We start from the raw sequence: 13,872 nt of genomic DNA on the forward strand, positions 1-13,872 counted from the left end.
TTTTTCGTTTGTACCAAGTACCAAGTACGAAGTACCAAGCACCCGGAAATTAAACATTAAGACTCATTTTGAGCTTGGCAATCATATTTTGGATGTGCTCAAGCCGCTTTTCAAATTTCTGATAATCTTCCGTCGTGATGAAGTCCAGCCTGTTTGAAATAATCAGCTGGATATCCAATTCAAAGGAAGATCCTTGGGCTATTCCCAAGAAGTTGTTGAACTCTTTGGCAGTATTTCGCCCAGCTCCCTCAGCAATATTTGACGGTATGGAGATCACACTTCTGTTGATCTGACTGATCAAACCGTATCGCTCCTCTTCTGGCAGCTTCTCGGTGATCTTATAGACTTCAACCGCTAGGTCTATGGCCTTTTGCCAAACAAGCAATTCTTTGAATCGATTCATGGGAAAGGAATTTAGGTTAAAAACAAGACGATGAATTTAACCTAAATACACAAGTTTCCCTATGAGCGCGGGCTTTGTACTTGGTACCTGGTACTTAGTACGGCTTAAACACCAAACAACAATCTCGTCGGATCCTCAAGCAATTGCTTTACGCGAACGAGGAAGCTTACAGACTCCCGTCCATCGATGATTCGGTGATCGTAGGAAAGTGCGACATACATCATCGGGAGTATTTTCACCTCGCCATTCACTGCCATGGGGCGCTCCACGATGTTGTGCATGCCAAGAATGGCGGACTGGGGCGCGTTGATGATCGGTGTGGACATCATGGAACCAAATACGCCACCGTTGGTGATGGTGAAGGTACCGCCAGTCATCTCCTCGATGGAGAGCTTGTTGTCTCTCGCTTTGCCTGCGAGTCGGACGATTTCCTTCTCGATTTGGTCAAAAGACATGGCCTCGGCATTTCTGACCACAGGTACAACCAAGCCTTTTGGCGCAGATACCGCAATGGAAATATCACAGAAATCATTGTATACAATCTCATTGCCGTCGATTTGCGCATTTACTGCGGGCCATTCTTTCAAGGCTACGCAAACCGCTTTGGTAAAGAAGGACATAAAGCCCAATCCTACACCATGCTTTTCTTTGAATTGATCTTTGAATTTGGATCGCAGATCCATGATCGGCTTCATGTTCACCTCATTGAACGTGGTGAGCATAGCGGTTTCGTTCTTCACAGCTACCAAGCGACGGGAAACCGTTTTTCTCAAAGAAGACATTTTTTCTCTTCTCACATTTCTGGAGCCAGGAACGACAGGAGCTGCCTCTACGGCTTTGGCTGCAGGTGCAGCAGCTGGCTGAGCATCCGGAGCAGGTTTTTGAGCGCCGACGGCATCCTCCTTGGTAATTCTTCCATCTTTGCCGGTTCCTGACACCGCGCTTGGAGCAATTCCTTTTTCTGCCAAAATCTTGGATGCGGCAGGAGAAGCATGACCCGTAGCGTAGGTGGAGGCAGAAGATGCCGGTGCAGATGCCGCAGCCGGGCTGGAGAGTGCGGCTGGAGCTGAAGTCTGGGATGGAGCTCCGTCGGTGACTTCTATCTTGCAGATCAGCCCGCCGATCTCCAACACGTCTCCCTCTTTGGCTACATGTCTCAAAATCCCCGTTGCTTCTGCAGGAAGTTCAAATGTCGCCTTGTCGGAATCAACCTCTGCGATAATTTCATCTAGGGAGACAAAATCCCCGTCCTTCTTGATCCAGTTGGCCAAAGTCACCTCAGTGATGGACTCTCCAACGGTAGGCACGATCATTTCCTTCACTTCTCCGGTAGAAGAAGACTTTGCGGCAGGAGCTGCAGCAAGTTCAGCAGGTGTAGAAGCGACAGCGCTTTCTCCATCTTCAATCACACAGATCAAACCGCCGATCTCTACCGTATCGCCTTCTTGGGCTTTGATCCTCAAAATACCTGCAGCCTCGGCTGGAAACTCAAAAGTAGCTTTGTCGGATTCCAACTCGCACAGGATTTCATCCAACTGCACGGTGTCTCCGTCTTTTTTAAACCATTGCCCAACGGTGACTTCAGAGATGGATTCTCCCACAGTGGGCACTTTCATTTCTTTGCTCATGGTTCTATGTTTTTCCCTTCGGGTTATTTTGGAAGGTGGTTAAGAAATATTTTCATTCAAAAACAAGCCCGGCCGAACCCGGGCTTTGATCAAGGTTAAATTTTTAGCGCTTGGGATACAATGTTTTTCTGCTCTTCTACGTGTACTTTGTTGTATCCGGTAGCCGGAGATGCACTTGGCTTCCTTGCGATGAGCTCCATCGGAAGCTCTTTATACAGCAGTCGAAGCAGGTAGTTCCAGTAACCCATGTTTTCGGGCTCTTCCTGAACCCAAACTACCTCGGCGCCTTTGTACGACTTCAACACCTCAAGGATTTGATTTTTCGGAAGCGGATGGAGCTGTTCGATTCTGACAATCGCCACGTTTCTGATTTTCTCCTTTTCTCTCGCTTCTTCCAGATCATAATATACCTTTCCAGTACATAAGACCACTCGTTTGACATCCTTAGCGTCGACGGTGGTATCTGGCAGAACCTCCCTGAATCTACCTGAGGTAAACTCGGACATAGGAGAGACCACTTTCGGGTGTCTCAAAAGCGACTTGGGAGACATCACCACGCATGGCTTTCTGAATTCCCAAGCCAGCTGTCGTCTTAGCAAGTGGAAGAAGTTGGACGGCTCTGTAATATTGGCTACGACCATATTGTATTCCGCGGAAAGCTGCAGGAATCGCTCCGGACGGGCATTGGAGTGCTCTGGGCCTTGCCCTTCATACCCGTGAGGCAGAAGCATCACCAGACCACTCATACGCTGCCATTTGGATTCCCCGGAAGAGATAAACTGGTCAATCATTGTTTGTGCGCCGTTGGCAAAGTCACCAAACTGACCTTCCCAAAGCGTCAAAGCGTGTGGGTTGGCAATGGAGTAGCCATATTCATAGCCTAATACGGCGTATTCAGAAAGCAAGGAATTGTAGATATGGAATTGCCCCTTTCTGTCTTTCATTTCCTTCAAAGAATTGAAAGGCTGATTGGTGTTGGCATCATGGATCACTGCATGTCGATGGGAGAAAGTTCCCCGCTGTACGTCCTGTCCTGTGAGCCTCACGGTTTTGCCTTCCAAAAGAAGAGATCCGTACGCAAGCAGCTCAGCTGAAGCCCAGTTGAGCTCTTTGGTCTCAAAGAACATGTCCTTTCGCTGCTTCATCTGCGCCTCGATCTGCTTGATCGGCTTGAAGCCTTTTGGAACGAAGGTGAGCGCGTTCGCTACCTTTTCGATGGTTTCTGGGGAGATGCCTGTTTCAGGAGATTTCTCAAAATCTTCCGCAACGGACCGTCTCAAGTGCGCCCATTCTCTCTCAAACTTGGTAGCCTGATAGGGAAGTGGCTTCTCCTTGACCATATTTAGACGATCTTGGAGCAGCTGACGAAACTCCTCGTCCATCTGTGCGGCAATCTTCGCGTCAAAGTCACCTCGCTCTGTCAGTTTTTTGACATAAATCTCACGCGGATTTGGGTGCTTCGAGATGAGATTGTACAGCTCAGGCTGTGTAAACTTGGGTTCATCGGACTCATTGTGACCATGGCGCCTGTAGCAGACCATGTCCACAAATATGTCTTTGCTGAACTTCTGCCGAAACTCAGCTGCCAACTTCGAGGCAAAAACAACCGCTTCAGCGTTGTCACCATTGACGTGGATTACTGGGGCATCGATGATCTTCGCGACGTCAGTACAATAGATGGAAGATCTTGCGTCATCAAAATCAGTGGTAAATCCCACTTGATTGTTGATCACAAAGTGGATGGTGCCGCCGGTATTGTAGCCTTTCAAGCCAGCCATTTGGGTGACTTCGTAGACGATACCCTGTCCGGCGACCGCCGCATCCCCGTGAATCAAGATCGGAAGGGCTTTTGTCGCATCATGCTTATGGGCATGGTCAATTTTTGCCCTTACAAATCCCTCAACCACCGGATTTACTGCCTCTAGGTGGGATGGATTGGGAGCTAGCTTAAGATGAACCTTTTTGTTTTCCGGAGTGACGATGTCAGATGAATAGCCCATGTGATACTTCACATCACCATCACCCATAGTGAGATCTGGCTTGGCAGTTCCTTCAAATTCAGAAAAAATCTGCTCATAGGTCTTACCCATGACATTTGCCAAGACATTCAGACGGCCACGGTGTGCCATACCGATCATCACTTCCTCCACTCCGTGTTGCGCAGCGGTGTTGATGACAGCATCAAGGAAAGGAATGGTGCTTTCCCCTCCTTCCAAGGAAAATCTCTTTTGACCCAAGTATTTGGTATGGAGGAAATTCTCAAAAACCACCGCCTGGTTCAGTTTAAAAAGGATGCGCTTCTTTTCGTCATGAGAGGGATTGAAGGCCAAAGCTTCCTTTTCTACTTTGGTCTTGAACCAATCCAAGATCTCCGCATCTCGGATATATAAATATTCGAAGCCCATTGGGCCTTCATATATCGTCTTGAGCGCCGCAAGAATCTCAGACAGGGTCGCACTGCCTATTCCGATTTCATTCCCTGCTTGAAAGACTGTCGCCATATCCTCCTGACCTAGCCCGAAATACTCTGGGTCAACCATCGGCTTGCGGTCTCTTCGTTCCCTAACTGGGTTCGTCTTGGATTTCAAATGGGCTCGTGAGCGATACGCGTGGATCAAAGCTCTAACTTTGATCTCCTTTGGCAACTGCTCCATGTCCATAATCGTACCCGGAGTAGCCAAAGCACCATTTTTGGGAACCGGTTTTGAGCTAGTCTCCGCCTTCCCGTTTCCATTTTCCTCCTGACCGTAGTTAGTGAGAGCGAAATCAAATCCGTCAAAAAATTCTTTCCAGCTTGGGTCTATTGAGGCAGGTTCATTTTTGTAAGTCGCATAGAGCTCATCGATGTACGATACGTGCGCATTTGCGATAAAAGAGAATTTATCCATAGTCAATTTTTCTGAACAAGGCAAAGCTAAGGCCTACAGCCCGCAATAAAAAACTGCTTATTTGCCTTACCAAATATTAATTTCAGATGACTGGGAAATAAAAAAAGCAGCGCCGTATGACGCTGCTTTTGGATTAATTAGGATAACTATTCGTTTTCTATTCCACGTCGACAAAGTACTGGAACGGAGAATCGTAGAACGGAGCACCTGCCACGTTGGTGGTCACGTTACCTGAATGGAACTTCCTGCCTTTTTTGTCGGTCAAAATCAAGCGGAACTCGAACACATCACCCTTCTGGATATCAGCTGCAGTCAAACCGACGGCCGAAATGGCTTCTGGCGCCGTCACCACAAATGATGTTCTGAGAAACCTCGATTTTCCACTTGGGTCTGGACCAAAAGCTGATGCCGGGATGGTCGTCACCGATGCGTCGCCGTTCTCGGGAGTATAATCGAGACCAACCCCCGTGATCAAGCGTCGGTGCCTTACCATGATTTCGACAGTTTCTACAGTCGCCCCATCCTCAATGTCCACAGCCTCCAAAGTCAAAGCAAAGGTAGAATTTGCCAGATTGGCACTTTGGAAGTCAACACTGGTACGGGCTATCGTTCTTAGGTAGGCACCGGTATCAAATGTGGTATACGGTACATTTGGCTCGACTGAATCTCTACAAGAACTCAGAAAGGTCAGCGCTAAAGCAAGCAAACCAAAACTATATCTTAACTTTTTCATTGTCTCTTCTTTTTCAGTTAGTAAATCCAAGGCGATCCAGGATTCTTGTCCCAAAACACCTGCACAGCTACGTCAGGCTTCTGAACCGCATTCACATTGGTTACCATGTAGTTGTTCGGGTACAGGAAAGATCTTACAAACGGCCCTGGATCAGCCTCCAAGCCAGGTTGCATGTTGGAAGGCTTGCCTGTTCTTCTGTACAGGTTATAAGCTTCCTTGCCGTTTCCGTATAGTCCCAACCAATACTCCCTGCCAATTACGTTCATTTTAGCGTCAGCGGAGGCAGCCGCATCATACTCTGAAGCAACATAAGCCAAATATTTGTCTCTTTGCGTAGCATGATCGGCGTCGGTGATCTTACCGGTAATAGTGGCGCTTTCTGGCGTGCTGAGGGAGAAGGATCTGACAAAATTGATATTCTTTTCGATACCGGAAGTCAGATAGGTCTTCGCATCACCTGTGGTTCTTAGGGTGAGAGCAGCTTCAGCCAGCATAAAGTCAACATAAGACGCCAACATAATCGGATGAATACCAGCACCTCTTGCACCTAACGCAGGGTTGTTTACCGGCGTACCGCTGTCATTATCAAATCGGCCACCTGATGGATAAACCCCATAAGCTGTCCTCTTCAAGCCATCTGGTGGAATGCCGTCCGGATCCAAGTGGTCTCTTCCCCAATACCCCTTGTTGCCAGCAGGATTACAATAAGGAAATTGACCAACTAAATAATGAGGCGGGGCTATTTGGGAAACACATTCCTGCTCATCCACATTGGTGGTGTTAGTCAATACTTGACGATACATGTAATACTTGACACGTGGATCATCAAAACCTTTGGCCACAGTCAAATGGTGCATGAAGTAGGTAGACTGGTAATCACCACCCCCAGAGGTATACTGTCCCGCGAACTTCGGATGTCTCGAGTCCGGATCCGCTGCTGTAGTACCAAATCTAAAGATGAAGTCATCCCCATTTCCGATCATATTGTTTTCCGAGATCAGCGCATTGATGCCCGCTGTTGCACCAGCCGCATCCACCAGCTTGGTATTCAAGAAATAACGCAGTTTCAGCGTATTGACCAGTTTTATCCACCGGGTATAATTTCTACCGTAGTAAAAATCATTGGGAGTTCCCGAACTTGCAACAGTAAAGTGTGTCGAAGCTTCCGTCAACAAGTCAAAGGCCGCATCATAGATAGTTTCGCCCGAGTCAGTCTTTGGATTAAAGTTAGACGGATCAATTGCCTCAGAATATGGTACGTCTCCATAGGTATCTACCAGGTCGAACAATACCATAGCCTTGATAGTTTTGGCTATTCCAAGATGTCGTTGAAAATTGGCTTCCTCGGCCAAAGGCTCCAAAAACTCGATGTCAGACAAGATATTAGCATATCCGTCAGTCCAAGTTCCATTGGTAGAGACCGCTGTGTATGCATTGATATAGAGCGCAGAGCCTTGGTTGATCTGACGGGTGAGTCGAGCACCCCGATCTGCCACACCATACCACATATCCTTGTAGTCCAGCTGGATTCTGTTCAAAAGGAAATCTGGAGATGCGGTTTCGGCAGTTACCGCATTCGGGTTATCCAGCAGTTCATCCAATTTTTCATCGCAAGAGGAAGCGAAGACCAAGGTGGTCGCGACCGTCAAGCCATATATAAATCTTTTCATTTTCATTTCTATTTAGGGTTAGAAAGTAAGGGTCAACGTTCCACCCACTCGCTTAGAGCTAGGACCAGTCACGAAGTCAAATCCAAGACCGTTACCTACACCAGTTCCCAAGACATCCACGTCAAAGTTCATGTTTGGAGGGAAGTTCAGCGCCTCAAACCACAGGTTAGTGCCACTCACCGCAATCGAAGCCCGCTTGAAAGGCGTCTTAGACATCAGGTTATTTGGTAACTGATAAGCTAATGAAACTTCTCTCAAGCGAATCATAGAACCGTCGAAGATGTTTGGCTCGTTGGTAGCTCCCTGATAGCCTGAAAAGAAGTAGTCAGAAGCGGAAATCTGATAGTCATTCGGAATGTATTTTGGAGTTCCGTCTGCATTGTTGCCATCCTGTCTTACGCCAGGCATAATGAACGTCAGCTCTCTATCAGCTACCGGATCCTTGGTCACACCCCGTGCAAGGGTAGCCGTTACGGTATTGGAGTAGATCATCCCTTTGTGACGATATTCCAACATCACATTCAAAGTCAGACCTTTGTAGGCGAATGTATTGATCCAAGAGCCGTTCCATGCAGGATTTGGATCGCCCAAAACTACAAATTCAGCTGTCGGCTTATGAACACCATTGGAAAGAATAATTGGCTGTCCAGCAAATTCTTGGCCTTCAGGCACACGGTCAAAACCGATACCCTTGATCACGTTAAAAGGCTGGCCGGGGATAGCAAAGTTTGCGACACTGTTGGAATATCCAGCAACGATCACCTCTTCTAGTCCTCCACCCAACTCAATCACTTCTGTTCTGTATTTAGACCAGTTTATTGTGGAATTCCATTCAAATCCGGAAGACGTTGAAATCGGCGTCACAGTCGCTTGGAGTTCTGCTCCCCTCGTTCTGATTTTACCGATGTTGATCGCTGTCTCAGTAAAGCCCGTTGCCGGATCGATAGGAGAATTGGTAATCAGGTCCTTGGTGTTTTTCTCGTAGAGAGAAAGGTCAAATCTAAGTTTGTTGTTGAACATCACAGCTTCGACACCAAATTCCAGTTCCCCATGCAACTCCGGTTTCAGATTTGGATTGCCCAAGGTATTAGACACCGCATGCGTGGTAGAAACGGTTCCGTTTACGTCAAACGCTCTTGCAGATTGGCTCAATACGTTTCGAGTACTGTAAGGAGATGGGTAGCCGGCAGAAGTACCATAGCCCAATCTCAATTTCAGATCATTCAAAGTAGAAGACCCCCAATCAAATGCCGTAGTGGGTATAAACGAAACAGAGGCACCTGGGTAGAGGATGCTGCGGTTTTCCTTTTCTACTGTAGAAGTCCAGTCGTTACGTGCAGACAAGTTTAAGAACAAGTAGTCAGAGTAATCCAAGGTCACGTTGGCATAGACCCCATATCTCCGCTCTTCTTCTGTGTAGTTCAACTGACCTCCAGAGTAAGCATCCGTATTGGCAGAAGTCCTGAAGTTGGAGTGTCTAAACAAGCCGAAGGCGAGCTGTCCTTGGGAAGCGATCCCATTTTGGTCGTAGGAGTCATAGCGAGAATTGGCGCCGAGCAAAGCGCTCATGCCGAGTTTATCAGAAAACTCCTTCTTCCAATTCAAGATCAGGTCCTGATTCCAGATGGTATTGTTGATGTTGATCGATCTGTAGTATCCATTTCTGGTGGTGAGATCCGAAGTGGCGCCTCCCTTGTTATATCTGACCTCCTGCAACTCCGCATAGGTATCCAAACCTAGACGATAAGTCACAGAGAAATTGTCATTGATATCATAGTTGAGGGAAGTGGAATTGAAGAATCGTTTTACGTCCGATGTATTGCTGTAATATTTCACCAACCAAAGCGGGTTGGTAATATCATTGCCTCCGCGGAAATAAACAGAGCTTTTGTCAGAAGGAAGCTCATAAGGAAGATTCTCCAAGTCTACTGAGCGTGGTGTAAACAACACGTGACCAAACACGGAAGGAATAGCGCTACCAGAACCAGATGAGGCGTTCACAGGTGGACTTGCTAGATCTGTAATCGCAAATGTGAAGGAAGAATTGACCGAGAGCTTATCCGTCACTGCAGAGTTCAAACCCAAACCAAAGTTAAACTTCTCCAGCTCGTTGCCTGGAACGTAACCTTCTTCGTCCGTATAGCCAAAGCTTGCATTGAACCCTGTTCTATCCGAACCTCCGGAGATCTGAACTGATGTATTGGAGACCAGTCCAGTTCTGAAGAAAACTTCAGAGGGATCTTTGTATGCCTTGTACTCATACTGTACTGGAGTTCCTCCAACGACACCGTCTACCCAAAATTGGGGAAACTCGTTTCGGATTGCCGCAACTGAAGAGGTCGCATAGGGGTGGTTAATGGTCAAGCCCTGATCCATCCTCGGACCAAAGTTCGAGAAGAAGAATCCTGGCGCCTGCTGGAAACCATTACCGTAAATCTCTCCATAAGTAGGCAAAGAGGCTGCCTTGTTGCTAAAGAGTGACTGGTTGATGGTCACCTCAGCAGCTTTTCTTTTTGACGCACCTGATTTGGTAGTGATTAGAATTACGCCATTTCTACCCTGGTCACCGTAAAGCACCGTAGCAGAAAGCCCTTTTAGTACTGACATGCTCTCGATGTTGTTTGGATCGATATCCAAAAATCGGGATGACGTCGCTGCCCCACCGGTAGTGAAGCCGTTTTGTGAATTGGTGCTGGTATTGAATGGCACCCCGTCCACGACAAACAAAGGCTGGTTAGACCCGGTAGCCGAGGAATAACCTCGGATTACCATGTTGGTACCCGATCCTGACATCCCGTTGGTAGATGTGATGTTGACCCCGGGCACCTTGCCCTGAAGAACCCTCGCTACGTCAGCTTCTGGACGGTTCTCCAACTGTGAATTGTCCACTGAAGTTACGGCGTAACCCAGTGCCTTCTTTTCCCTTTCTATACCGATCGCGGTCACTACCACTTCGGATAATTGCGACGCGTCGGTCGTCAGGGTGACATTGACTACGGTGCGGTTGCCGATCGCCTCTTCAAAGGTCTTGAGACCCACAAAAGAGAAAACCAGGACATCAGATCCCGCGGGCACGTTGATGGAGTAATTACCATCCAAATCGGTGGTAGTACCCACTGTCGTACCCTTCACGAGAACTGTTGCCCCTGGCAAGCCCATACCGTCTTCCTCGGAAATTACCGTACCGGTAATTACCCGTTGCTGCGCCGAGACCTCATAGCTGAGGGACAAGGTGAAAAGCGCAACAACAAAGAGTAAAGCTTTTCTCATAAGGTATTTAGTTTAGTTGATATCAGTAAATAAAATTTATTCTCCCATAATTTCAAAAGCGGTAAAAAATTTGTTTGAACGGAGAGATAAGCGAATTATTTGGCTGCTATCGAAAATATTAACACTTTTTAACGGAAAAGCATCGAATTGCCAACTGTATCAAAATATTATTCTGTAAAAATTGAATTTATCTAGATTTCAAAAATAATTTTTGACTGAAAAAAATATTATTTATACCCTCAAAGCACGATTTATTGACCATTTTAAGAATATTATTCACCCTTTGGGCCATTTTTTTATATTTTATTTCAATTCTTTCGATTTTTAGATAATAGAAATCTGTGATTTTTCTATTTTCAATATTTCAGGTTCCTAATTTTCAATATTTTTAATGTTTTCTTGCTAAAAAGAAAAAAACCGGTTTGATTTTTAACCGGTTTCTTATTTTTAAAAGGAATATTTTAAAGTGAAGGCTGCTTCGTCCCACCAAAGCTTTGTGAAGTCAACGAAATTATATGCGGGTTTCCAATCCAAACTCAAATAAATGTTTGTATTGTAAAAATTATACTCTAAACCAGCCACGAAGTCGATCCCATAGGCCTCATAGTCTTGGGTGCTCTTATACACCCACGGGGGCTCGCCCTTTTCCTTCGTCCACTTTCCATAGTGCCCTCCTCCTCCGAGATACCACTCCATTCCTCGGAATTCCCGGATGTCCATGTGATACTCATACAGCAAGGCAGCATTCCATCCTTTCCATCTATTGAAAACCATCAGCTCGACGGCGGAATTGTCGGTGACGAATCTTTTGACCGAGCCTCCTATGGAAGTGCCGGCCCTGATCCCGACCATCGTGTTATAATACCCCTGTTGGGCCTTGGCGATAGGGGAAAACGAAATCAATACCATCAAAAGGATGGCGGAGGGAGACAAAAACGTTGTTTTCAAGCGGGTGACAGGTTGGATCCTGTCAAAAAGTAAAAACTTTTTCGGGAGTAAAACAAAAATCCAGTCGCACATCGTGTGGATCCGGTTGTATTCTTTCCTCGGGTCCATAGAAACTGAGGCCGATCTTGAGCACCTCTGGTTTCAACTTCCCCAGAAAAGAATCATAAAAACCTTTCCCGAATCCAACCCTATTTCCCGAAAGATCATAGGCTAGCAGAGGCACAAACACCACCTCGATTTTGCTGGGGGACACTAGAATGGATTCCTGCGGGACAGGAATCCCCCACTCATCGAGGAAAAAAGCCGCATCGTGGGGAAGTTTCAGCGTTTCCAGCTCAGTAGCACCACGGTTTACTTGAGAGGTGTAGAGCGTCTTGCCCAGCTGTTCCAATGACTCCTTGATGTAAAACGTGTTGACCTCATTGAAGCGGTCGATAGGAAAAAAAAGGTGAAAATGCTGCAGCTGGTTTCTCCCATCGAGCCAGCTGAGAAAATGTTGATTGATCGCTTGGGATTTCGCCTCCACGACAGCAGGTTGGAGGCTTTTGCGCAGCTGTCTATAAGCTGAGCGGAGGTCTTGTTTGGTTTTCATTCGTATTGGAGCACTAGCATGTTAAAGTCAAGCGGATCAAAACAGGAAAGCAAGTCGTCAATCAATTCAGGCCTTGCAAGGTAAAATTGCATCACGTTCACCACCCGCTCCTGCGGGCTACCCCCCGGCGCTGCAAATTCCAAAACCGCCTTGGCCCGACCCAGCTCCACTTTCAAGCGTCTTTCCTCAGCCTTTCGCAATTTTGAAGCCAACTGATCCAATATCTTCAAGCCCCTGACCTTCCCTGCTTCAAAGGCCGACTGCAGGCTTTTCTCCAGTTCGGATGCCTCTGCGCCCTTCTTGTCCAAGAGTTCTGAAAAAAGCTGCCTCTCCTGATTCAGAGAAAAATCCATCGTCGATTCCCGCTCTACAAAACTTTTTTTCCAAGTCTCAAAGTCGATGAACACATCTTCGGCTTTCCATCCCAGTTTTTCCATCTTTTTCAGAATCGGCGGGTTCAAGATCAGCGCGAAATTTCTAGGCAGGAGAATCGGGAAAGGAACCCCAAAATATTCGAAAACTCCCTTCAGCTGCAGCCAATACACCATCTCCGCCGGACCGCCCAAGTAGGCTAGGTTGGGAAGGATCATCTCTTGATAGAGTGGCCTAAGGACAACATTGGGACTGAATCGCTCCGGCTGCGACTCCAGCAGGGCCTTGAGCTCTTCTGCAGAAAAATACAGTTCGGAATTCAGCACCTGAAAGCCATCCCCGTTTCGCTCAATCCGCTCACGAATGCCTTTGTCCAAATAGAATAGATTGATTTCCCTGGGAAAAATCTGGCTTTTGTAGCCTAGGTTTTCCAAGTCCTCGGTTGTCTTTTGAGCCTGCTGAAATGGTGCATGCTCAAAAAGATCCGAGGCGATCACCGGTTTGAAAATCGCTTTGAGCAATGGGTCACTTCCATTCAAGACCACGAGCCCCTCTTTGCCGAAGATCCCGTCCACATATTTCCTCACCGCCTCACCCAGCGTCTTGCTGCTTCGATAGGCAGCTTTGAAAACCTCCGGCGCAAAATTCACCTCATTTAAAAAAGCTTGGAACGAAGCGTCCAGCTCAAAATCGCCTACAGCACCATGTTGGTCGGCATTCCATTGATATTTTTTCCCATCGAGCTTGAAATAGTTGATCTCTTCAAAATCGTGATCCTCCGTGGCCATCCAATACACCGGCACGAAATGAAACTCGGGATAGGCTTCCTTCAGCTTCTTTGCCAGATTGATGGTGGAAACGAGCTTGAAGATAAAATAGAGAGGACCAGTAAACAGATTCAGCTGATGACCCGTGGTGACTGTGAAGGTTTTTTCGCCCAGCAGCGAGGCGATGTTGTCGGAAACCGGATCTCGCAGATCCATGGCCGAGTATTGGTTGAGCAAGGCTTGGTGGAGGACTGCCCTCCTTTCGAGCGGAAATTGCTTCGCTTTTATTGCTTCGCCAAAGCTGTCCAACTTGGGTAAATGTGAATAAAATGGCTTAAGTGATTCTGTCCCTTCTATGTAATCCAAAAAAAATTTCGAAAACTGTCCCGTCTTATTCAGAGCTACGCAGTGTTTTTTCATCGGAATGGGTGAAGTATGTTTGGGAACTCTAACTTAGCGATCCGAACCAAAGTTCGGCTTTTTTTGTAAAAAACGGGACAACTTACATCAATGGCGGATAAAGATTCAAAAAAGAGAAAACTGAGCCTTGGTTCTGTGGTTTTTGAACGACAAGCCGAGCTCCAACAAGTCTACAAATCCA

At 46.9% G+C, this 13,872-nt stretch carries 9 protein-coding genes; all 9 read right to left on the reverse strand.

Annotated features, from left to right (window positions below; all coding sequences use genetic code 11):
- Positions 1–49: 49 nt before the first annotated feature.
- The 9 genes from J0A67_RS13105 to bshC all read right to left on the reverse strand — a co-directional run bounded on the left by J0A67_RS13105 (position 50) and on the right by bshC (position 13,691).
- Complete coding sequence (locus tag J0A67_RS13105; RefSeq protein ID WP_206569820.1) at positions 50–403, reverse strand: four helix bundle protein; 354 nt, start codon at positions 401–403, stop codon at positions 50–52.
- Between the two features lie 104 nt (positions 404–507).
- Positions 508–2,031, reverse strand: coding sequence for a 2-oxoglutarate dehydrogenase complex dihydrolipoyllysine-residue succinyltransferase (gene odhB, locus J0A67_RS13110; protein ID WP_206569821.1), 1,524 nt, complete (start codon positions 2,029–2,031; stop codon positions 508–510).
- A 95-nt stretch (positions 2,032–2,126) separates the two neighbouring features.
- Positions 2,127–4,919 carry a 2-oxoglutarate dehydrogenase E1 component gene (locus J0A67_RS13115; RefSeq protein ID WP_206569822.1) on the reverse strand — a complete coding sequence of 931 codons (2,793 nt, stop codon included), beginning with the start codon at positions 4,917–4,919 and terminating at the stop codon, positions 2,127–2,129.
- 157 nt (positions 4,920–5,076) lie between these two features.
- The gene (locus tag J0A67_RS13120; RefSeq protein WP_206569823.1) at positions 5,077–5,652 is read right to left on the reverse strand and encodes a hypothetical protein; all 576 of its coding nucleotides are present in this window, start codon (positions 5,650–5,652) and stop codon (positions 5,077–5,079) included.
- A 17-nt stretch (positions 5,653–5,669) separates the two neighbouring features.
- Complete coding sequence (locus tag J0A67_RS13125; protein ID WP_206569824.1) at positions 5,670–7,322, reverse strand: SusD/RagB family nutrient-binding outer membrane lipoprotein; 1,653 nt, start codon at positions 7,320–7,322, stop codon at positions 5,670–5,672.
- 18 nt (positions 7,323–7,340) lie between these two features.
- On the reverse strand, positions 7,341–10,592 hold the full coding sequence (locus J0A67_RS13130; protein ID WP_206569825.1) for a SusC/RagA family TonB-linked outer membrane protein: 3,252 nt from the start codon (positions 10,590–10,592) through the stop codon (positions 7,341–7,343).
- Between the two features lie 447 nt (positions 10,593–11,039).
- Positions 11,040–11,540 carry a hypothetical protein gene (locus J0A67_RS13135; protein ID WP_206569826.1) on the reverse strand — a complete coding sequence of 167 codons (501 nt, stop codon included), beginning with the start codon at positions 11,538–11,540 and terminating at the stop codon, positions 11,040–11,042.
- Positions 11,541–11,562: 22 nt separating this feature from the next.
- Positions 11,563–12,132, reverse strand: a complete 570-nt coding sequence (locus J0A67_RS13140; RefSeq protein WP_206569827.1) for a 5-formyltetrahydrofolate cyclo-ligase — start codon at positions 12,130–12,132, stop codon at positions 11,563–11,565.
- Positions 12,129–13,691 carry a bacillithiol biosynthesis cysteine-adding enzyme BshC gene (gene bshC, locus J0A67_RS13145; RefSeq protein WP_206569828.1) on the reverse strand — a complete coding sequence of 521 codons (1,563 nt, stop codon included), beginning with the start codon at positions 13,689–13,691 and terminating at the stop codon, positions 12,129–12,131. Before bshC ends, J0A67_RS13140 begins: the two co-directional genes overlap by 4 nt.
- Positions 13,692–13,872 lie beyond the last annotated feature (181 nt).

It is taken from the genome of Algoriphagus aestuariicola, assembly GCF_017254835.1.
GTDB lineage: Bacteria > Bacteroidota > Bacteroidia > Cytophagales > Cyclobacteriaceae > Algoriphagus > Algoriphagus aestuariicola.